Annotated in this window: 18 protein-coding genes and 1 pseudogene; 10 read left to right on the forward strand and 9 right to left on the reverse strand. The window is 67.6% G+C overall.

Annotation, left to right across the window (positions count from 1 at the left end; all coding sequences use genetic code 11):
- Positions 1–63: 63 nt before the first annotated feature.
- Positions 64–978 carry an EamA family transporter gene (locus WMC41_RS21880; protein WP_432346372.1) on the forward strand — a complete coding sequence of 305 codons (915 nt, stop codon included), beginning with the start codon at positions 64–66 and terminating at the stop codon, positions 976–978.
- On the opposite strand, the gene WMC41_RS21885 is transcribed toward WMC41_RS21880, so the two are convergent.
- From WMC41_RS21885 to WMC41_RS21910, 6 genes are all read right to left on the reverse strand, one after another.
- Positions 929–1,717 (reverse strand): pyrroline-5-carboxylate reductase family protein, encoded by a 789-nt coding sequence (locus tag WMC41_RS21885; RefSeq protein WP_432346374.1) that lies wholly within the window; start codon positions 1,715–1,717, stop codon positions 929–931. The two genes, WMC41_RS21880 and WMC41_RS21885, sit on opposite strands and share 50 nt — an antisense overlap.
- Positions 1,714–2,967 (reverse strand): aminopeptidase, encoded by a 1,254-nt coding sequence (locus WMC41_RS21890; protein ID WP_432346376.1) that lies wholly within the window; start codon positions 2,965–2,967, stop codon positions 1,714–1,716. Before WMC41_RS21890 ends, WMC41_RS21885 begins: the two co-directional genes overlap by 4 nt.
- A gap of 68 nt (positions 2,968–3,035) precedes the next feature.
- Positions 3,036–3,509 (reverse strand): Cys-tRNA(Pro) deacylase, encoded by a 474-nt coding sequence (gene ybaK / locus WMC41_RS21895; RefSeq protein WP_432346378.1) that lies wholly within the window; start codon positions 3,507–3,509, stop codon positions 3,036–3,038.
- 289 nt (positions 3,510–3,798) lie between these two features.
- Entirely contained in the window at positions 3,799–5,004 is a 1,206-nt protein-coding gene (gene pcaF / locus WMC41_RS21900; RefSeq protein ID WP_432346380.1) for a 3-oxoadipyl-CoA thiolase, read from the reverse strand.
- 71 nt (positions 5,005–5,075) lie between these two features.
- Positions 5,076–5,780, reverse strand: coding sequence for a CoA transferase subunit B (locus WMC41_RS21905; RefSeq protein ID WP_432346382.1), 705 nt, complete (start codon positions 5,778–5,780; stop codon positions 5,076–5,078).
- Complete coding sequence (locus WMC41_RS21910; RefSeq protein WP_432346384.1) at positions 5,777–6,484, reverse strand: 3-oxoacid CoA-transferase subunit A; 708 nt, start codon at positions 6,482–6,484, stop codon at positions 5,777–5,779. The genes WMC41_RS21905 and WMC41_RS21910 overlap by 4 nt, the downstream gene beginning before the upstream one ends.
- 306 nt (positions 6,485–6,790) lie before the next feature.
- Between WMC41_RS21910 and WMC41_RS21915 the strand changes: the two genes are divergently transcribed.
- Both WMC41_RS21915 and WMC41_RS21920 read left to right on the forward strand, forming a co-directional pair.
- Positions 6,791–7,546, forward strand: coding sequence for an IclR family transcriptional regulator (locus tag WMC41_RS21915; RefSeq protein ID WP_432346386.1), 756 nt, complete (start codon positions 6,791–6,793; stop codon positions 7,544–7,546).
- A 99-nt stretch (positions 7,547–7,645) separates the two neighbouring features.
- Positions 7,646–8,296 (forward strand): sulfite oxidase-like oxidoreductase, encoded by a 651-nt coding sequence (locus tag WMC41_RS21920; protein WP_432346388.1) that lies wholly within the window; start codon positions 7,646–7,648, stop codon positions 8,294–8,296.
- On the opposite strand, the gene WMC41_RS21925 is transcribed toward WMC41_RS21920, so the two are convergent.
- Entirely contained in the window at positions 8,281–9,165 is an 885-nt protein-coding gene (locus WMC41_RS21925; RefSeq protein WP_432346390.1) for a helix-turn-helix domain-containing protein, read from the reverse strand. The genes WMC41_RS21920 and WMC41_RS21925 overlap by 16 nt on opposite strands.
- A gap of 115 nt (positions 9,166–9,280) precedes the next feature.
- On the opposite strand from WMC41_RS21925, the gene pobA reads away from it, so the two are divergent.
- Positions 9,281–10,453: a 4-hydroxybenzoate 3-monooxygenase gene (gene pobA / locus WMC41_RS21930; RefSeq protein WP_288078608.1), complete on the forward strand. Its 1,173-nt coding sequence runs from the start codon at positions 9,281–9,283 to the stop codon at positions 10,451–10,453.
- Here pobA and WMC41_RS21935 read toward each other — a convergent pair.
- A pseudogene (locus WMC41_RS21935) lies at positions 10,447–11,312 on the reverse strand (aminoglycoside phosphotransferase family protein). The gene pobA and the pseudogene WMC41_RS21935 overlap by 7 nt on opposite strands.
- Positions 11,313–11,343: 31 nt before the next feature.
- Positions 11,344–12,267, reverse strand: coding sequence for a pca operon transcription factor PcaQ (gene pcaQ, locus WMC41_RS21940; RefSeq protein ID WP_245083295.1), 924 nt, complete (start codon positions 12,265–12,267; stop codon positions 11,344–11,346).
- A 95-nt stretch (positions 12,268–12,362) separates the two neighbouring features.
- Between pcaQ and pcaD the strand changes: the two genes are divergently transcribed.
- The 6 genes from pcaD (at position 12,363) to WMC41_RS21970 (ending at position 17,506) form a co-directional block, all read left to right on the forward strand.
- Positions 12,363–13,175 (forward strand): 3-oxoadipate enol-lactonase, encoded by an 813-nt coding sequence (gene pcaD / locus WMC41_RS21945; RefSeq protein ID WP_432346392.1) that lies wholly within the window; start codon positions 12,363–12,365, stop codon positions 13,173–13,175.
- On the forward strand, positions 13,168–13,572 hold the full coding sequence (pcaC, locus tag WMC41_RS21950) for a 4-carboxymuconolactone decarboxylase (RefSeq protein WP_272807324.1): 405 nt from the start codon (positions 13,168–13,170) through the stop codon (positions 13,570–13,572). The genes pcaD and pcaC overlap by 8 nt, the downstream gene beginning before the upstream one ends.
- A gap of 7 nt (positions 13,573–13,579) precedes the next feature.
- Positions 13,580–14,329: a protocatechuate 3,4-dioxygenase subunit beta gene (gene pcaH, locus WMC41_RS21955; RefSeq protein ID WP_432346394.1), complete on the forward strand. Its 750-nt coding sequence runs from the start codon at positions 13,580–13,582 to the stop codon at positions 14,327–14,329.
- The gene (pcaG, locus tag WMC41_RS21960) at positions 14,329–14,943 is read left to right on the forward strand and encodes a protocatechuate 3,4-dioxygenase subunit alpha (RefSeq protein WP_432346396.1); all 615 of its coding nucleotides are present in this window, start codon (positions 14,329–14,331) and stop codon (positions 14,941–14,943) included. Before pcaH ends, pcaG begins: the two co-directional genes overlap by 1 nt.
- A gap of 195 nt (positions 14,944–15,138) precedes the next feature.
- Positions 15,139–16,194, forward strand: coding sequence for a 3-carboxy-cis,cis-muconate cycloisomerase (locus tag WMC41_RS21965; RefSeq protein WP_432346398.1), 1,056 nt, complete (start codon positions 15,139–15,141; stop codon positions 16,192–16,194).
- A gap of 139 nt (positions 16,195–16,333) precedes the next feature.
- A complete protein-coding gene (locus tag WMC41_RS21970; protein ID WP_245083316.1) occupies positions 16,334–17,506 on the forward strand; it encodes an ABC transporter substrate-binding protein in 1,173 nt (390 codons plus the stop codon).
- Positions 17,507–17,536: the final 30 nt, after the last annotated feature.

A 17,536-nucleotide genomic window follows, 5' to 3' on the forward strand; every position in this document is an offset into this window, starting at 1 on the left:
TTGTCTTGACGTCAAGATAAAATGATATATCTTGATATCAAGATTCTTTGTTTGGAGATAATTATGTCCCGCGCCTCCGACGTCCTTCTCACCGCGACCGCCCCGGCCATCTGGGGCAGCACCTACATCGTCACCACCGAACTCCTGCCGGCCGGTTATCCGCTCACCGTCGCCATGCTGCGCGCGCTGCCGGCAGGGCTTCTCCTGCTTCTCCTCGTCCGGCGCCTGCCGCAGGGTGTGTGGTGGCCGCGGACCGTCCTGCTCGGCGCGCTGAACTTCTCGTTCTTCTGGGCGATGCTGTTCGTCTCGGCCTATCGCCTGCCGGGCGGGGTCGCCGCGACGGTCGGCGCCATCCAGCCGCTGATCGTGCTCGGGCTCTCCCGCGCCGTGATCGGCACGGCGGTGCGGCCGCTCGCCGTCTTCGCCGGCCTTGCCGGCATCGGCGGGGTGGCGCTGCTGGTGCTGACGCCCTCGGCGGCCCTCGATCCGATCGGGATTGCCGCCGGCCTTGCCGGCGCGGTCGCCATGGCCTTCGGCACGGTGCTGTCGCACCATTGGAAGCCGCCGGTGCCGCCGCTCACCTTCACCGCATGGCAGCTCACCGCGGGCGGCCTGCTGCTGGTGCCGGTGGCGCTCTGGTTCGAGCCGGCCCTGCCGGCGCCGACGGCGGAAAACCTGCTCGGTTTCCTCTATCTCGGCCTGATCGGCGCGGCGCTCACCTATATCGTCTGGTTCCGCGGGCTTGCGCGGCTCGACCCGGCGACGATCTCGCCGCTCGGCTTCCTGAGCCCGCTCGTCGCCGTCGTGCTCGGCTGGGTGCTGCTCGGGCAGGATCTCGGCCTCCTGCAGGTCGCCGGCATGGTGGTGGTGCTTGGAAGCGTCTGGCTCAGCCAGCGGGCCCAGGCCGCCCGCCCGGCGCCGGCCGGGATCAGTCCGCGCCGTCCTGCGCCCGCCGGCGCGCAGCCGTCAGCCCGCTGAAGACGGCATGGGCGAGATCGGCGTCGATCATCGCGGAAAGGCCGGCCGCCGTGGTGCCATGGTACTCCATGAACAGTTCCACGATATCGGCCGGCGTGTCGCTGACGCTCGCCATCTGCGTGGCGGCGCCGAGGAAGAGCTGGCGCACCGCAAGGACCGCCGTCTCCGGGCCGATGCCCGCTTCGATCGCATGGCGGATCATCGCATCCGCCATCAGCGCCGGAAAGGCCGCGCCCGATCCTGTCAGTGCGGTGAAATAGTCGAGCTCCTGCTCGTCGGTGATGAAATGCGGCCGGCCCGAGGCGGCAAAGAAGCGCCGCGCGAAGTCCATTTCCGCTTCGCGCACGTCGTCGGTCATGTACCAGGGCGTGAAGGAGAGGCGCTGCTCGGCGCAGGCATTCGGCATTGCCCGCACGATGCGCCGGGCGCCGAACCGGTCGCCGATTTCCTCCACCGTCACCCCCGCCATGACGGAGATGACGAAGCGCCCGCGCAGGTCGACGTCGATCTCGTCGAGATCGCCGGGGCGGACGGACAGGACGACGGTGTCGCAGGCATCGACGAGGATCGCATTGTCCGTCGTCATATGCACGCCCGGCCAGGCCTCGAAGCCTGAAATATTGCCCGAGCGCGAGGACAGCACGAGGTCGGCCGGCATGACGAGGCGGTCGGCCAGCACCGGCCGGAGCAGGGCCCCGGCCAGCCATCCGCCGCCGCCGATCACGCCGAGATGGGTCATGCCCACTCGCCGCCGCGCATGACGGGAACGCGGCTGCCATCGGCGCGCACGCCGTCGATGTCCACCTTGTCCGAGCCGATCATCCAGTCGATATGGATGAGGCTTTCATTGCCGCCCTGCGCGCGGATCTGATCCGGCGTCAGGCTTGCGCCGTTAAGGAAGCATTTCGAATAGCACTGGCCGAGCGCGATATGGCAGGAGGCGTTCTCGTCGAACAGCGTGTTGTAGAAGAGGATGCCGCTTTCCGATATCGGCGAGGAATGCGGCACGAGGGCCACCTCGCCGAGCCGGCGCGCGCCCTCGTCGGTGTCCAGCACCTTGTTCAGCACCGCCTCGCCCTTCGATGCCTTCGCCTCGACGATCCGGCCGCCCTCGAAGCGCACCTGGATGTCGTCGATCAGCGTGCCCTGGTGGGAGAGCGGCTTGGTGGAGGAGACATGGCCCTCGACGCGCAGGGCATGCGGCGTGGTGAAGACCTCTTCCGTCGGGATGTTCGGGTTGCAGGTGATGCCGTTCTTGGCCGTCGAGGCGCCGCCGTGCCATTCGTGGCCGTCCGCCAGCCCCACGGTGAGGTCCGTGCCCGGCCCCTTGAAGTGCAGCGCGGCAAAGCGCTCGCCGTTCAGCCAGGCCGAGCGCCTGGCAAGGCCCGCATTGTGCGCCGCCCAGGCGGCGACGGGATCGGCGACGTCGACACGCGAGGCGGCGAAGATGGCATTGGCGAGCTTCTCGACCGCCACGTCCTCGGGGTCGTTCGGGAACACCTGCCTGGCCCAGGACGGGTTCGGATAGGAGACGATGTTCCAGTTGATGTCGAAATTGGCGATCTTCTCCAGCGCCGGCTTGTAGGCCATGGAATTCGCCTTGTTGGCGCGGGCGACCTTGGCCGGGTCCTCGCCGGAGAGCAGCATCGGGTTGTCGCCGGCAATGGCAAGGCGCGCGGCGCCGTTGGCATAGGCCTTGGCCATGCCCTCGTAGAGCCAGTCGCTGGCCCGGTCGAAGCTTTCGTCCGGCGCATGGTGGTAGCGGGCGAGCGTCGCCTCCTCGTCGGCATAGAAGGTGCTGACGAGGCCGGCGCCGGCCTTATAGGCGTGCTTGGTGATGAGGCGGGCGAGCGGCAGGGTGGCGATGGGCGCCGTCATCACGAGATCCTGCCCCTTCTGGAGCTGAAGGCCGACACGCACGGCGACTTCGGCGAGCTTGTCGAGCTTTTGCGGATCGACGGCGGGGGCGGAATTGGCGGGATAGGTCATGGCATGCCTGTCTGTTCTCTTCGGATGAAGGAAACTTAGTGTGCCCGGCGCCGAAAGAGAAGGCGCAATCAGGCGATGACGGCTGCGGCGATCGCCTTCAGCGCCGCCAGCGCGTCGCGCGGGGCAAGGCGCACCTGCAGGCCGCGCTGCCCGCCGTTCATGTAGACCCGGTCATGGACCAGCGCCGCCTCCTCGATCGCGACCGGCACCGGCTTCTTCTGGCCGAACGGGCTGATGCCGCCGACGACGAAGCCCGTCAGCCGTTCGGCATCCGCCGGCTTCATCATGTTGGCCGACTTGCCCCTGAAGGCGCTCGCCAGCTTCTTCATGCTGACCTCGCGATCCGACGGCACGATGACGCAGACCGGCTTGCCGTCCACCTCCGCCATCAGCGTCTTCAGCACCCGGCCCGGATCCTCCCCCAGCGCCTCGGCCGCCTGGATGCCGACGCGGTCGGCATCGGGGTCGTAGTCGTAGGTATGGACGGTGAAGGAAACGCCGGCCCTGGCGAGGGCCTGGGTGGCGCGGGTGGTCTTGGACATGGCGGACCCGTCATCGATGCGAGAAGTACGGTCCGCATGGGTGCAGGAGCCCGGAGGTGCTGTCAATGTTGGATTGCTTGGGGGCAAGACTTGCGTGAGGGGAGGAGCGCCGCGGTGGCCCGATCTACCCCCTCTGCCCTGCCGGGCATCTCCCCCTCAAGGGGGAGATTGGCAAGACGCGAAAACCTTGCTTAACCGGCACCGCTGAAGGTGGGCGAGACGGTCCCCCATCCAAATGCCCGGCAGGACAGAGGGGGCTCGCGGCGGCGGCAAGAGTGGTGAACGTCCGTCACGCCCGCTCCAGCGCGACGGCGATGCCCTGTCCGACGCCGATGCACATGGTGGAGAGCGATCGTTTCTTGCCGGTGAGGCTGAGTTCGAGCGCCGCCGTCCCGGTGATGCGGGCGCCGGACATGCCGAGGGGATGGCCGAGGGCGATGGCGCCGCCGTTCGGATTGACGTGCTCCGCGTCCTCGGTGATGCCGAGAGCGCGGAGCGTCGCCACGCCCTGGGAGGCGAAGGCTTCGTTGAGTTCGATCACGTCGAAGTCGGTCGGTTTCAGGCCGAGGCGGGCGCAGAGGCGTTCGGTGGCCGCGACCGGGCCGATGCCCATGATGCGCGGCGGAACGCCGGCCATCGCGCCGCCGAGGATGCGGGCGATGGGGGTGAGGCCGTACTTCTTGAGCGCCGCCTCCGAGGCGATGACCAGCGCCGCCGCCCCGTCATTGACGCCGGAGGCATTGCCCGCCGTCACCGTGCCGCCCTCCTTCCTGAAGGGCGTGCCGAGCCTGGCGAGCGCTTCGATGGTCGTTGCGCGCGGATGCTCGTCCTTCTCGACCACGACCGGATCGCCCTTCCTCTGCGGGATGGTGACGGGCGTGATCTCCTTCGCCAGCCGCCCGTTCGCCTGCGCGGCGGCAGCTTTCGCCTGCGAGCGAACGGCGAAGGCGTCCTGATCCTCGCGGGAGATGGAAAAATCCTCGGCGACGTTCTCGCCGGTCTCCGGCATGGAATCGACGCCGTACTGTTTCTTCATCAGCGGGTTGACAAAGCGCCAGCCGATGGTCGTGTCGTGGATCTCGGCATTGCGCGAGAAGGCCGTCTCCGCCTTGGGCATCACGAAGGGCGCGCGGCTCATGCTCTCCACGCCGCCGGCGATGACAAGCTCCGCCTCGCCGGCCTTGATCGCGCGGGCGGCGGCGATGACGGCATCCATGCCGGAGCCGCACAGCCGGTTGATCGTCGTGCCGGAGACGGAGACGGGAAGGCCGGCCAGGAGCGCGGACATGCGCGCGACATTGCGGTTGTCCTCGCCCGCCTGGTTGGCGCAGCCGAAGATGACGTCGTCGACCGCCTCCCAGTCGATGCCGGCATTGCGCGCCATCAGCGCCTTCAGCGGGATGGCGCCGAGATCGTCGGCACGCACGGAGGAAAGCGCACCGCCGAAGCGGCCGATGGGCGTGCGGATATAGTCGCAGATATAGGCTTCGGACATGGTGTTCCCCTCAAGCAGTTCCAGCAGACGTGCGCAGCGGCTTTGCGGCCGGAAGTGCGTACAACGCTGTTCTAGAGTTGCGGCACGACGAGATCGGCGACATCGCCGTCGACATGCAGTTTCGCGCCGGTCATCGCCTGCAGCTCCTCGATCGTCATGGCAGCAAGCTTCTCGCGCAGCACGAAGCGGCCGCCGGAGACGTCGACGACGGCATGGCTGGTATAGACGCGCGTGATGCAGCCGACGCCGGTCAGCGGGAAGGTGCAGCGCTCGACGAGCTTGGGTTCGCCGTTCCTGGTGACGTGCTCGGTGATGACGACGACCTGCCTTGCGCCATGCACGAGGTCCATCGCCCCGCCGACGGCCGGCACGCCCTTGGAGCCGACGCGCCAGTTGGCAAGGTCCCCGTTCTCCGCCACCTGGTAGGCGCCGAGGATGGCGACGTCGAGATGGCCGCCGCGCACCATGGCAAAGCTGTCGGCATGGTGGAAGAAGGCCGAGCCCGGCTTCAGCGTCACCGCCTTCTTGCCGGCATTGATCAGGTCCCAGTCCTCCGCGCCTTCCGGCGGCGCCTCGCCGAAGTCGAGGATGCCGTTCTCCGTGTGGAAGATCGCCGACCGTCCCTCGGGCTGGTAGCGGGCGACCATTTCCGGAAAACCGATGCCGAGGTTGACATAGGCGCCGTCGAAAATGTCCTGCGCGGCGCGCCAGGCGATCTGGGCGTTGGAGAGTTTTATGTCCTCGCGGGTGTTCATGGGGTGCGTATCGACGGTCATGCGTAGGCCACTCCTGTCCGGATGAGGTCTTCTTCCTGCTTCGGATCGGCAACCTCGACGATGCCGTCGACGAAGATGCCGGGGGTGACGACATGCTCCGGGTCGATGCCGCCGGGCTGCATCAGCCGGGAGACCTGCACGATGGTCTTTGCCGCCGCCATGCACATCAGCGGGCTGAAGTTGCGGGCGGCCTTGTTGTAGGTGAGGTTGCCGTGCGTATCGCCCACTTCGGCCTTGATCAGCGCGACGTCCGCCTTCAGCCAGCGTTCCTGCACATACATGCGGCCGTCGAATTCGGCGACCGGCTTGCCCTTAGCGAGCTCCGTGCCGAAACTCGTCGGCGTGTAGAAGGCGGGGATGCCCGCGCCGCCGGCGCGGATGCGCTCGGCGAGCGTGCCCTGCGGCACCAGCTCCAGCTCGATCTTTCCGGCGAGATACCGGTCCGTGAAGGCGCGCGGATCGGTGGAGCGGGGGAAGGAGCAGATCATCTTGCGCACCATCCCCGCATCGATCATCGCGGCGATGCCGATGCGGCCGTTGCCGGCATTGTTGTTGATGACGGTGAGGTCCTTCGGCCCCCTGTCGATCAGCGCGTGGATCAGCTCGATCGGCGCGCCCGAGCCGCCGAAGCCGCCGATCATCACGACCGAGCCGTCGCCGATGCACGATACGGCGGCCTCAAGACTGCTGAGGGTCTTGTCCATGCAAAATCTCCCGTTGTCGGCAACAGAGGTAAATCCAAACGGGAAAAACGACAATCCAGCTTGTGCGATAATTGACTTTTGTTCATATATCGCACAAAATAAATGGAAGCGTTATGGATGCGGCGCGTCGCTCACTCCACGCTCTGCTGTCACCCTCGGCCTTGAGCCGAGGATTCACGCGGCACCCGTGGCCGTGGATACTCGGGTCAGGCCCGAGCATGACGGAGGAGAGGGCGGAGACAGAATGGAGGCGGGGCGCCTTGCAGCATGCACAGGCCGAGCCGGCTGGCCGATGAGGAGACAACAATGCGGGAAACGGATTTCGTCGGCGGGTTCGCCAAGGGGCTGACGGTCATCGAGGCCTTCGGCGAGGCAAAGCCCCGCCTCACCATCACGGATGTCTCGAAGGAGACCGGCCTCGACCGGGCGACCGCGCGGCGCTGCCTGCTGACGCTGGCCGAACTCGGTTATGCCGCCTATGACGGCAAGTTCTTCGAGCTGACGCCGAAGATCCTGCGCCTCGGCCATGCCTATCTCTCGGCGACGCCCCTGCCGCGGCTGGTGCAGCCCTATCTCGACCAGCTCTCGGAGAAGGTCGGCCAGAGCGCCTCCGTTTCCGTGCTGGACGGGGTGGAGATCGTCTATGTGGCGCGCGCGGCGCAGAAGCGGGTCATGTCGATCAACCTGATGGCCGGCTCGCGCCTGCCGGCCTATTGCGCCTCGATGGGCCGCGTGCTCTTGGCGGCGCTCGCGGAAGCCGAGGCGCGGGCGATCGTGGAGGCCTCCGACCGCAAGGCGAACACCCCCTACACGAAGACGGCGCCGGAAGCGCTGATGGAGGAATTCGCCCGGGTGCGGCAGAACGGCTTTGCCCTGATCGACCAGGAGCTGGAGATCGGGCTGCGCTCCATCGCCGTGCCGCTGGAAAATGCTCGCGGCCGCGTCGTCGCCGCGCTCAATATCGGCGCCCCGGCGGCCCATGCCTCGGCGGAGGACATGGTGGCGCGCTACCTGCCGGCAATGCGCGAGGTGCAGGCAGCGCTGCGGCCGGTGCTCGCCTAAAGCATTTCCAGCCGGATGCGCCAACCGGCCTTGCCGGGAGCCGATCTTGACAGATGCAAGGTCGCGGCCCCACCTTTTGCACCGCAGCAGGAGGCCGCCATGAGCGACGACGACAGCAAGCTCACCCGCACGAAACGCCGCTGGGCGGACGAGGGCAGGTTCCTCACGGGCCGTGTTTCCCGACCCGGGACCGACCGCCTGCCGCCGGGCCAGCATCTCGTGACGAACTGGCCGGTGCTCGATCTCGGCCAGCAGCCGGTGATCCGCCCGGAAAGCTGGCGGCTCGATGTGAAGGGCGGCGCGGAAAACCCGCAATCCTTCGGCTGGGCGGAGTTCCTGGCGCTGCCGCAGAGCCGAAGACTTTCCGACATCCATTGCGTGACCACCTGGTCGCGCTACGACAACCGCTGGGAGGGCGTCGCCACGCGCGACCTGCTCGACCGCGTCATGCCGCGGCCGGGGGCGAATTTCGTCATGCTGACGAGCTATGACGGCTATACGACAAACCTGCCGCTTGCCGATTTTGCCGCCGAGGACGCCATCCTCGCCACCCATTGGGAGGGCCGGCCGCTCTCCGTCGAGCATGGCGGGCCGATGCGCCTCGTCGTGCCGCATCTCTATTTCTGGAAGAGCGCCAAGTGGTTGACGCGCATCGATTTCCTGCCCGGTGACCAGGCGGGTTTCTGGGAGCGCAACGGCTATCACATGCGCGGCGACCCCTGGGCCGAGGAGCGTTATTCCGACGCCTGAGCGGAAAGCCGCGCCCGTTCCCGCAGCCGCCAGGCGCGCGGCGTCTCGCCGGTCTCGCGCAGGAAGTAGCGGGAAAAATAGGCGGGATCGGCAAAACCGAGGCCGAGCGCGATCTCCTGCGCCGGCGCCTCGGTGAAGACGAGTTCGCGCTTCGCCTCGTCGATCAGCTTGCGGCCGATATAGGCATGGGCCGTCAGGCCCGTCGCGGCCTTGACGATGCGGTTGAGATGCGTCGGCGAGATGCCGAGTTCGCCGGCATAGAAACCGGCCGGCTTCTGGCCGCGGAAATGCTGCTGGATCAGGCCGTTGAGGTGCTCCATGCGCCGTGCCGCCTCGCCGGCGTCGCCTGCCGCCTCGCCCCGGCTCCAGAGCCGTGCGGCAAGCGTCAGCACCGAGACCAGATAGGCCTGCATCAGGTCGGTGCGCCCGCTTCGCCGCGTCGTCCATTCGGCGGCAAGCCGCCCGAGCGTCGAAAGCACGAAGGCGCCGTCCGCATCGCCGGGATCGAGCGGCGTCACGCGCGGCGCGGAAACGAAGCGTGCGGCCTCGCCGGCAAGGCGCAGATGCGAGGCGAGCAGGGTGAAGACATGGCCGTCGACATCGCGGGAAAACCGGAAGCCGTGGTCGAGCGCCGGCGGTACCGTGGCGATGGCGGGCGGGGCCAGCGTCAAGCGCCGGTCCCCGAACAGCGCATCGCCCGAACCGGCGGAAATATACAGGATCTGGAAGAAGCTCTCGTGCCGGTGCAGGCCGATCTCATAGCGATGCAGGCTGCTGCGCGAGGGGATCGTTTCGCAGTGCAACCAGAAATCCGGACCGTTTCCGGCCTTTTCGCCATAGAGATCGTAGGTCGGGGCCGGTCGCTTCATCCTGGTGCCGCTGTCTTGCGATGTTCGATTTGTACAAGTTCATGGCCGATCCGTCCATTGCCCGGCGCCGCCCTTCCCGCCGACAATTTGCGAAATGCCAGTTCGGGAGGTCACTATGCGCGTTCAGGTCGTCATCATCGGGTCGGGTCCGTCGGGCCTGTTGCTCGGCCAGCTGCTCGGCAATGCCGGCATCGAGACGGCGATCCTCGACCGGTCGAGCCGTGCGCATATCCTCGGCCGCGTGCGGGCCGGCGTGCTGGAGGAGGGCACGGTCGCGCTGCTCGACAAGGCCGGCGTCGGGGCGCGCATGCATGCCGAGGGCCTGCCGCATGACGGCTTCTCGCTCGCCTTCGACGGCCGCGACCACCGCATCGACCTTTTCGATCTCACCGGCGGCAAGCGCGTCATGGTCTATGGCCAGACGGAGCTGACGCGCGACCTCATCGAGCAGCGGGAGGCCGACGGCCGGTTGACCATCCACGAAGCGGCGAATGTCACGCCGCACGCCTTCGACGGCGCGGCGCCCTGCGTCACCTACGAGAAGGACGGCGTCACCCACCGGATCGACTGCGACTTCATCGCCGGCTGCGACGGCTTCCACGGCGCCAGCCGCAAGGCCGTGCCGGAACAGGCGATCCGCACCTTCGAGAAGGTCTATCCCTTCGGCTGGCTCGGCCTTCTCGCCGAGGTGCCGCCGGTCAGCGACGAGCTGGTCTATGCCAACCATCCGCGCGGCTTCGCCCTCTGTTCCATGCGCTCGCCGACCCGCAGCCGCTACTATCTCCAGTGCGCGCTCGACGAGAGGATCGAGGCCTGGCCCGATGCGCGCTTCTGGGACGAGCTGCGCCGCCGCCTTCCCGCCCATCACGGCGAGGCGCTGGTCACCGGGCCGAGCTTCGAGACGTCGATCGCGCCGCTGCGTTCTTTCGTCGCCGAGCCGATGCGGTTCGGCCGGCTGTTCCTCGTCGGCGATGCCGCCCACATCGTGCCGCCGACGGGCGCCAAGGGGCTGAACCTTGCGGCAAGCGACGTGCACTATCTCTTCTCGGGCCTCCTGGAGCACTACCGGGAGCGCTCCGGGGCCGGCCTTGACGCCTATTCGGCAAGGGCGCTCGCCCGGGTCTGGAAGGCCGTGCGCTTCTCCTGGTGGATGACGAGCATGCTGCACCGCTTTCCCGGGACCGGCGATTTCGACCAGAAGATCCAGGAAGCCGAGCTCGATTATCTCACCCATTCCCGCGCGGCCGAAACGGTGCTGGCGGAAAACTACGTCGGCCTGCCCTACTGACGCGCCGCCCAGGCGGCGACGGAGGCGATCATCGTCGCATGGTGCTCCGGCGCCTCGGCAAGAGCCGCGAGTTCCCAGAGCCGGTGCACGCCGGTCAGGAGGTGGATGCGGCCACGATCGAGCGTCCGGCCCGTCAGCCGCTCGTAGCCGTCCGCGATCCGGGCGGTGAGGTCGGGGCTGATGAAATTCGTGTAGATGAAGTCCTGGTGCAGCGGGCCGAAACCGGAATCGGCGAAATCATAGATGCCGTTGAGCCGTCCGGCGGCGTGGTCGAAGGCCATGTTCCAGCCGTGGCCGTCGAAGAAGCCGTAGGTTTCGCCATGGGGATCCGGCGGGAGCGCGCGCCAGCCGGAAAGGGTTTCGTTCGCAAAGCCGAGGAGGTCTTCCGGCAGCAGCGGCAGGGCCCTTGCCGCGATGGCATCGGCATCCAGCCAGCGCTCGACAGGCCGCGCGCCGGCCGCCTCCATCAGCGGGCGGGGGAGGGCGTGCAGCTGCGCATAGAAGCGGGCGAGCGTCTCGCCGAGCGCCCCTCGCGCCGGTTCCGGCAGCGTCTCGTAGCGTGCCGTTTCCAGGTGGTCGCCGGGGATGATCGCATGTTCGGAAAAGAGCGGCGCGCCCTCGTGGAGGCGAAGGTCCGGAACGCGCATCGCAAGGTGCGGGCGGATGGCGGCGAGGATGGAGGCCTCGCGGCGTAGCGCCGTTCCGCCGCCTCGCCCTGCGGGAACTTGAAGACGCGGCGCTCGTCCACCGCCACCGCACGCGAATGCCAGCCGCCCGGCAGCAGCCGGAAGGCGGCATCCGCCAGATCGGGATGAAGCGCGACGATCGCGGTGCGGAAAGGGGCGAGTTCGCTTGTCATGCACCCCTCCTAGCCGCGGGGAGAAGGAGGCTCAAGCCGCGGGCGATACCTTGCCCGCCACCTCGCGGATGGTCTGGATGAGGATCGACAGCGGCATGGACGGCACGGCGTCGGTGCGCATGGTGAGGCCGACGGGGCCTTTCGTGCCGCTCGTGTCGATCGGCAGGGCCGCGAGCGCGCCATCGGCGATATCCGCCGCCACCACCCCTTCGGAGATGATCCAGATCGCATCGCTCTCGCGCACGAAGGCGCGGCCGAAGGCGTCGGACACGGTCTCGATCTGGTTCGCCAGCCCGGCAATGCCGTTGGCGATCAGGAAGCTTTCGACGAAGGGGCGGATGATCGAGGCGCGCGTCGGCATCAGCACGGGATAGGCGTCGAGGCCGGCAAAGGCCGAGCCGCCGGCAAGCAGCGGATGGCCGGCGCGCACGCAGAACACCACCTTTTCCGAATAGAGATGCTCGAAGGAGAAGCCGGCCATCTTCTCCGGCGCGGCAAGGCGCCCGACGACGAGGTCGAGGTCCCCGACGCGCAGCTGTTCCAGGAGAACCGCGTTTTCGCCCGTGACGATCTTGATGCGCGCGCCCGTCTCCTCCGCGAGGAACAGCGCCATCGCCTTCGGCATGATGCGCGTGGAGACGGTCGGCAGGGCGCCGATGCGGATCGGCGGGGCATCGCCGGAAAGCGCCTGCGAGACCGAATCGAAGCCTTGGCGGAGCGCGGCCAGCACCGCGCCGGCATGCTTGAGGAAGACCTCGCCATGCCGGGTGATCTTGATGCCGCGCCCCTCGCGCTCGAAGACGGCGACGCCGAGAACCTCCTCCAGCTCGCGGATCGTCTTCGTCACGGCGGGCTGGCTGACATGCAGGATCTCCGCCGCCTTCATCACGCTTCTCTGGCGGGCCACCTCGACAAAGGTTTGCAGATGGCGGAACTTGACGCGGCTGTCGATCACGGCTCTCATAACCCTCAAGTTAACGAAACGGCATGAAATATCATTTTACCTAACCAGATCAAGGGGCCAATCTGCGGAAACGGGAGGAGACAGAAGTGCAGTTCGCAACCGTCAACGACGTCATCTTGCACCATCAGCTGATCGGCGGGCCGGCGGGCCGGTCGGTGATCGTCTTTGCCAATTCGCTCGGCACCGACTTCCGCATCTGGCGCGATGTCGTCGTGCGCCTCGCCGGCGACTTTCCCATCGTCACCTACGACAAGCGCGGCCATGGCCTGTCCGATCTCGGCCAGGTGCCCTATTCGATCGACGACCACGTCCTCGATCTCGCCGCGCTGCTCGACCGGCTCGACGTGAAGGACGCCGTCGTCTGCGGCCTCTCCGTCGGCGGCATGATCGCACAGGGGCTTGCGGCGAAGCGGCCGGACCTCGTCCGGGCGCTGGTGCTCTGCGACACCGCGCACAAGATCGGCACGGCCGAGATGTGGAACGCGCGCATCGAAAGCGTCGAGGCGAAGGGCATCGAAAGCCTTGCCGACGCCGTCATGGAGCGCTGGTTCACGCCGGCCTTCCGCCGGCCGGAAAACGCGGCCTACCACGGCTACCGCAACATGCTCACCCGCCAGTCCGCGGTCGGCTACGCCGCCACCTGCGCGGCGCTGCGCGATGCCGACCTCACCCATTCGACGGAACGCCTCGCCGTGCCGACGCTCTGCGTCGTCGGCGACCAGGACGGCTCGACGCCGCCGGATGTCGTGCTGTCCATGGCAAAGCTGATTGCCGGCGCCCGCTACGAGGTCATCAAGGATGCCGGGCACATTCCCTGCGTCGAGCAGCCGGAAATGCTGACGGAGATGATCCGCGCCTTCATCGCCACCCTACCTGCCGGAGACGAGCCACATGGCTGATGCGCATACCTTTTCCGACCGCTACCGCCAGGGCATGGTGACCCGGCGCGCGGTGCTCGGCGACAGCCATGTCGACCGCGCCTCCTCCGGCGCCACCGCCTTCGACCAGCCCTTCCAGGAGCTGATCACGGAAGCGGCCTGGGGCACGGTCTGGTCGCGGCCCGGCTGGACGATGCGCGAGCGCTCCATGGTGACGATCGCGCTGCTGGCCGCGCTCGGCCATGACGAGGAGGTGGCGATGCATGTGCGCGCCACCGTCAATACCGGCGCGAGCCGCGAGGATATCGCCGAGGCGCTTCTGCATGTGGCGATCTATGCCGGTGTGCCGGCGGCCAACCGGGCGATCAGGATCGCCAAGCACGTCTTCGAGGACATGGACGCCGAAAAGGCGGCCTGAGGGAACCATGACGGACCTTTCCAATCGCAAGCCCGAGACGGGCGCCTTCTTCTCCCGCGATCGCCTGTGGCACCCGCCGGGCCTGACGCCGGGCTACAAGACCTCGGTGCTGCGCTCGCCGCAGAAGGCCTTGCTGTCGCTCGACGGCACGGTCTCGGAGATCACCGGCCCGGTCTTCGGCCATGCGATGCTCGGCGAGCTCGACAACGACCTGATCCACAATTTCGCAAAACCCGGCGAAAGCGCGATCGGCGAGCGCATCATCGTGCACGGCCGGGTGCTTGACGAGCGGGCGCGGCCGGTGGCGGGCGCGCTGCTCGAATTCTGGCAGGCCAATGCCGGCGGGCGCTACCGCCACAAGAAGGAGAGCTACCTCGCCCCGCTCGATCCGAATTTCGGCGGCTGCGGACGCACCATCACCGATGCGGACGGCCACTATGCCTTCCGCACCGTCAAGCCCGGGCCCTATCCCTGGCCGAACGGCGTCAACGACTGGCGGCCGGCGCATATCCATTTCTCCGTCTTCGGCCACGGCTTTGCCCAGCGGCTGATCACGCAGATGTACTTCGAGGGCGACCCGATGATCTGGAAATGTCCCATCGTGCAGACGATCCCGGACAGGGCGGCCATCGAGCAACTGGTCGCCGCGCTCGACTGGGGCAACACGATCCCCATGGATGCGCGCGCCTACAAGTTCGACATCGTGCTGCGCGGCCGCCGCTCGACGCTCTTCGAAAATCGGATGGAGGGCAACTGATGGTGCAGCCGCTCGGTTATCTCAAGGAAAGCGCCTCGCAGACGGCGGGGCCCTATGTCCATATCGGCCTCACGCCGAATTTTTCCGGCATTACCGGCGTCTACGAGAGCGATCTCGGTGCGACCATGGTGAACGACAGGACGCTCGGGCGGCGCATCACCATCACCGGCCGGGTGCTCGACGGCACCGGCACGCCGCTGAAGGACGCGCTGATCGAGATCTGGCAGGCGGATGCGGCCGGCCTCTACAACAGCCCCTCGGAGCTGCGCGGCAGCGCCGATCCCAATTTTTCCGGCTGGGGCCGCGCGGCCACTGACGGAGAGACCGGCGAATACCGCTTCGAGACCGTCAAGCCCGGCCGCGTGCCCTTCAGGGACGGCCGCCTGATGGCGCCGCACGTCTCGTTCTGGATCGTCGCCCGCGGCATCAATCTCGGCCTCAACACCCGCCTCTATTTCGGCGACGAGGTGGCGGCCAATGCCGAGGACCCGGTGCTCGCCCGCATCGAGCACCGCGTGCGCGTGCCGACGCTGATCGCGGCGGCGGACGGCGACAGCTACCGCTTCGACATCCACCTGCAGGGCGAGAAGGAAACGGTGTTCTTCGATATCTAGGCTGTGTGTTAAGCTCGTCACCTGCCGCGTGGATCCTCGGGTCGAGCCCGAGGATGACGAAAGAAGAGAGGTTTGCAGTCAGATTGACGGCGCCGCATGCCGCATCGTTCATGAGGCCCGTGGCCTCTCCTCCCCTCCGTCATCCTCGGGCTCGACCCGAGGATCCACGCGCTCCCCATTAGAAAAGAGCGCCCCATGACCGTCTCGCCCTTCGACCACCCCTATCTCTCCGGCCTCCTCGGCGACGAGGCGGTGGCGGCGCTGTTTTCCGTCGCGGCGGAACTCGAGGCCATGCTGGCCTTCGAGGTGGCGCTGGCCAAGGCCGAGGCGGAGGCGGGCGTCATCCCGGCGGACGCGGCCGGGGCGATCGAGGCGGCTGCGCACCGCTTCTCGCCCGATGTCGCGAGCCTCAGGGCCGCCACCGCCCGTGACGGCGTGGTGGTGCCCGATTTCGTTCGCCAGCTCCGCGCCGCCGTCGGCGAGCCGCATGGCCGGCATGTGCATGTCGGCGCGACCAGCCAGGATGTCGTCGACAGCGGGCTGATGCTGCGCCTCTCCCGCGTCTTGCCCGTCCTTGAGAAACGGCTGGGAGGGCTGGCCGGCGTGCTCGATGGCCTCGCCGCCACCTTCGGCGACCGGGAACTGATGGGGCGCACCCGCATGCAGGCCGCCATCCCCGTCACCGTGGCGGACCGCGTCGGCGCCTGGCGCGCGCCGCTGGAGCGCCATCGCACGCGCGTGACGGGCCTGATGGAGGAGGGGCTTGCCGTGCAGTTCGGCGGCGCGGCGGGCACGCTGGAGAAACTGGGCGAGAAAGCACCGGCCGTGCGCGCCGCGCTTGCCCGCAACCTCGGCCTTGCCGACGCCCCGCAATGGCATAGCCAGCGTGACCGCATCCTGGATCTGGGCGCCCTCCTTTCCGGCATCACCGGCAGCCTCGGAAAGATCGGGCAGGACGTCGCCCTTCTGGCCGACCGGGGCGACGAGATCGCGCTCGCCGGCGGCGGCGGTTCCTCCGCCATGCCGCACAAGCAGAACCCGGTCGCCGCCGAAGTTCTGGTCACGCTTGCCCGGTTCAACGCGGCGCAGCTCGGCGGCCTGGCGCAGGCGATGGTGCACGAGCAGGAGCGTTCCGGCTCGGCCTGGACGCTCGAATGGCTGATCCTGCCGCAGATGGTGGTCGCCGCCGGCGCTGCCCTCCACCTTGCCGACGCGCTGCTGTCGTCGCTTCGCCGACTGGGTGCCGCCTGAGGTATTTTAATAACTCCTAAGTTATGAAATGGCCATACCTTTTCATTTTACATTACCGTTTCATCTGTCAATCTGACAAAAATCCAGTTTGGGACAGGATCGGGCACCGGCGGGAGACCGGCCTTTCAGGGAGGAAAACATGAAACATGTCGCGATCGCCGCGCTGGCGGCTGTGCTGATGGGCGGCGTCGCCCATGCCGATACGATCAAGGTCGGCGTCGTCGGGCCGTTCTCCGGCCCCTTCGCGCTCCAGGGCAAGAATTTCAAGGCAGGCATCGACGCTTATATGGCGCTGAACGGCAACACCGTCGGCGACGATACGATCGAGGTGATCTACCGCGACATCCCGACCGCCGATCCGGCCCAGTCCAAGGCGCTGTCGCAGGAGCTCGTCGTCAAGGAAGGCGTGCAGTACTTAGCCGGATTCTACTTCACTCCGGACGCCATGGCTGCGACCCCGCTGCTCGAACAGGCGAACGTGCCCATGGTGGTGATGAACGCGGCGACCTCCGCCATCGTCACCAAGAGCCCCTATGTGGTGCGCACCTCCTTCACCACCTGGCAGACCTCGACGCCGATCGCCAAGGTCGCCTTCGACGGCGGCACCAGGAAGGTCATCTCCGTCGTCAGCGACTACGGGCCGGGCGTCGATGCGGAAGCCGCCTTCAAGGCGGGCTTCGAGGCGGCGGGCGGCGAGATCGTCGAGGCGATCCGCATGCCGCTCCAGACCAACGATTTCTCGCCGATCATGCAGCGCATCAAGGATTCGGGCGCCGAGGGCGTCTTCGCCTTCCTGCCCTCCGGCCCGACGACGCTCGGCTTCGTCAAGGCCTTCAACGAGAACGGCCTCAAGGCCGGCGGCGTCAAGTTCTTCGCCCCCGGCGACCTGACGCAGGAATCCGACCTGCCGGCGCTCGGCGAGGCGGCGCTCGGCCTGACCACCACCTTCCACTATGCCGTCTCGCACGATTCGGCGGAGAACAAGAAATTCGTCGAGGCCGCCGGCAAGGCGATCGGCAACCCGGCGGAGCTCTCCTTCCCCGCGGTCGGCGCCTATGACGGCATGCATGTCATCTACAAGATGATCGAGGCGACGGGCGGCGCGCAGGACGCGGCCAAGGCCGTCGAGGCCGTCAAGGGCCTTTCCTGGGAAAGCCCGCGCGGGCCGGTGACGATCGATGCGGAAAGCCGCCATATCACGCAGAACATCTATCTGCGCGAAGTGGCCAAGGCCGACGACGGGACCTATTACAACAAGGAGGTCCAGACCTTCGAGAAGCAGGGCGACCCGGGCCTTGCGGCGGCGAAGTAACGTGTTTTGCGCCGGGCGGGTGGATCCTCG

It is taken from the genome of Shinella yambaruensis, assembly GCF_050859155.1.
Taxonomy (GTDB): Bacteria; Pseudomonadota; Alphaproteobacteria; order Rhizobiales; family Rhizobiaceae; genus Shinella; species Shinella yambaruensis.

Coding starts and splice junctions, on each gene's coding strand:
- WMC41_RS21880 (WP_432346372.1), top strand. CDS start 64: ATGTCCCGCGCCTCCGACGTCCTTCTCACCGCGACCGCCCCGGCCATC.
- WMC41_RS21885 (WP_432346374.1), bottom strand. CDS start 1,717: ATGACCCATCTCGGCGTGATCGGCGGCGGCGGATGGCTGGCCGGGGCC.
- WMC41_RS21890 (WP_432346376.1), bottom strand. CDS start 2,967: ATGACCTATCCCGCCAATTCCGCCCCCGCCGTCGATCCGCAAAAGCTC.
- ybaK (WP_432346378.1), bottom strand. CDS start 3,509: ATGTCCAAGACCACCCGCGCCACCCAGGCCCTCGCCAGGGCCGGCGTT.
- pcaF (WP_432346380.1), bottom strand. CDS start 5,004: ATGTCCGAAGCCTATATCTGCGACTATATCCGCACGCCCATCGGCCGC.
- WMC41_RS21905 (WP_432346382.1), bottom strand. CDS start 5,780: ATGACCGTCGATACGCACCCCATGAACACCCGCGAGGACATAAAACTC.
- WMC41_RS21910 (WP_432346384.1), bottom strand. CDS start 6,484: ATGGACAAGACCCTCAGCAGTCTTGAGGCCGCCGTATCGTGCATCGGC.
- WMC41_RS21915 (WP_432346386.1), top strand. CDS start 6,791: ATGCGGGAAACGGATTTCGTCGGCGGGTTCGCCAAGGGGCTGACGGTC.
- WMC41_RS21920 (WP_432346388.1), top strand. CDS start 7,646: ATGAGCGACGACGACAGCAAGCTCACCCGCACGAAACGCCGCTGGGCG.
- WMC41_RS21925 (WP_432346390.1), bottom strand. CDS start 9,165: ATGAAGCGACCGGCCCCGACCTACGATCTCTATGGCGAAAAGGCCGGA.
- pobA (WP_288078608.1), top strand. CDS start 9,281: ATGCGCGTTCAGGTCGTCATCATCGGGTCGGGTCCGTCGGGCCTGTTG.
- pcaC (WP_272807324.1), top strand. CDS start 13,168: ATGGCTGATGCGCATACCTTTTCCGACCGCTACCGCCAGGGCATGGTG.
- pcaH (WP_432346394.1), top strand. CDS start 13,580: ATGACGGACCTTTCCAATCGCAAGCCCGAGACGGGCGCCTTCTTCTCC.
- pcaG (WP_432346396.1), top strand. CDS start 14,329: ATGGTGCAGCCGCTCGGTTATCTCAAGGAAAGCGCCTCGCAGACGGCG.
- WMC41_RS21965 (WP_432346398.1), top strand. CDS start 15,139: ATGACCGTCTCGCCCTTCGACCACCCCTATCTCTCCGGCCTCCTCGGC.
- WMC41_RS21970 (WP_245083316.1), top strand. CDS start 16,334: ATGAAACATGTCGCGATCGCCGCGCTGGCGGCTGTGCTGATGGGCGGC.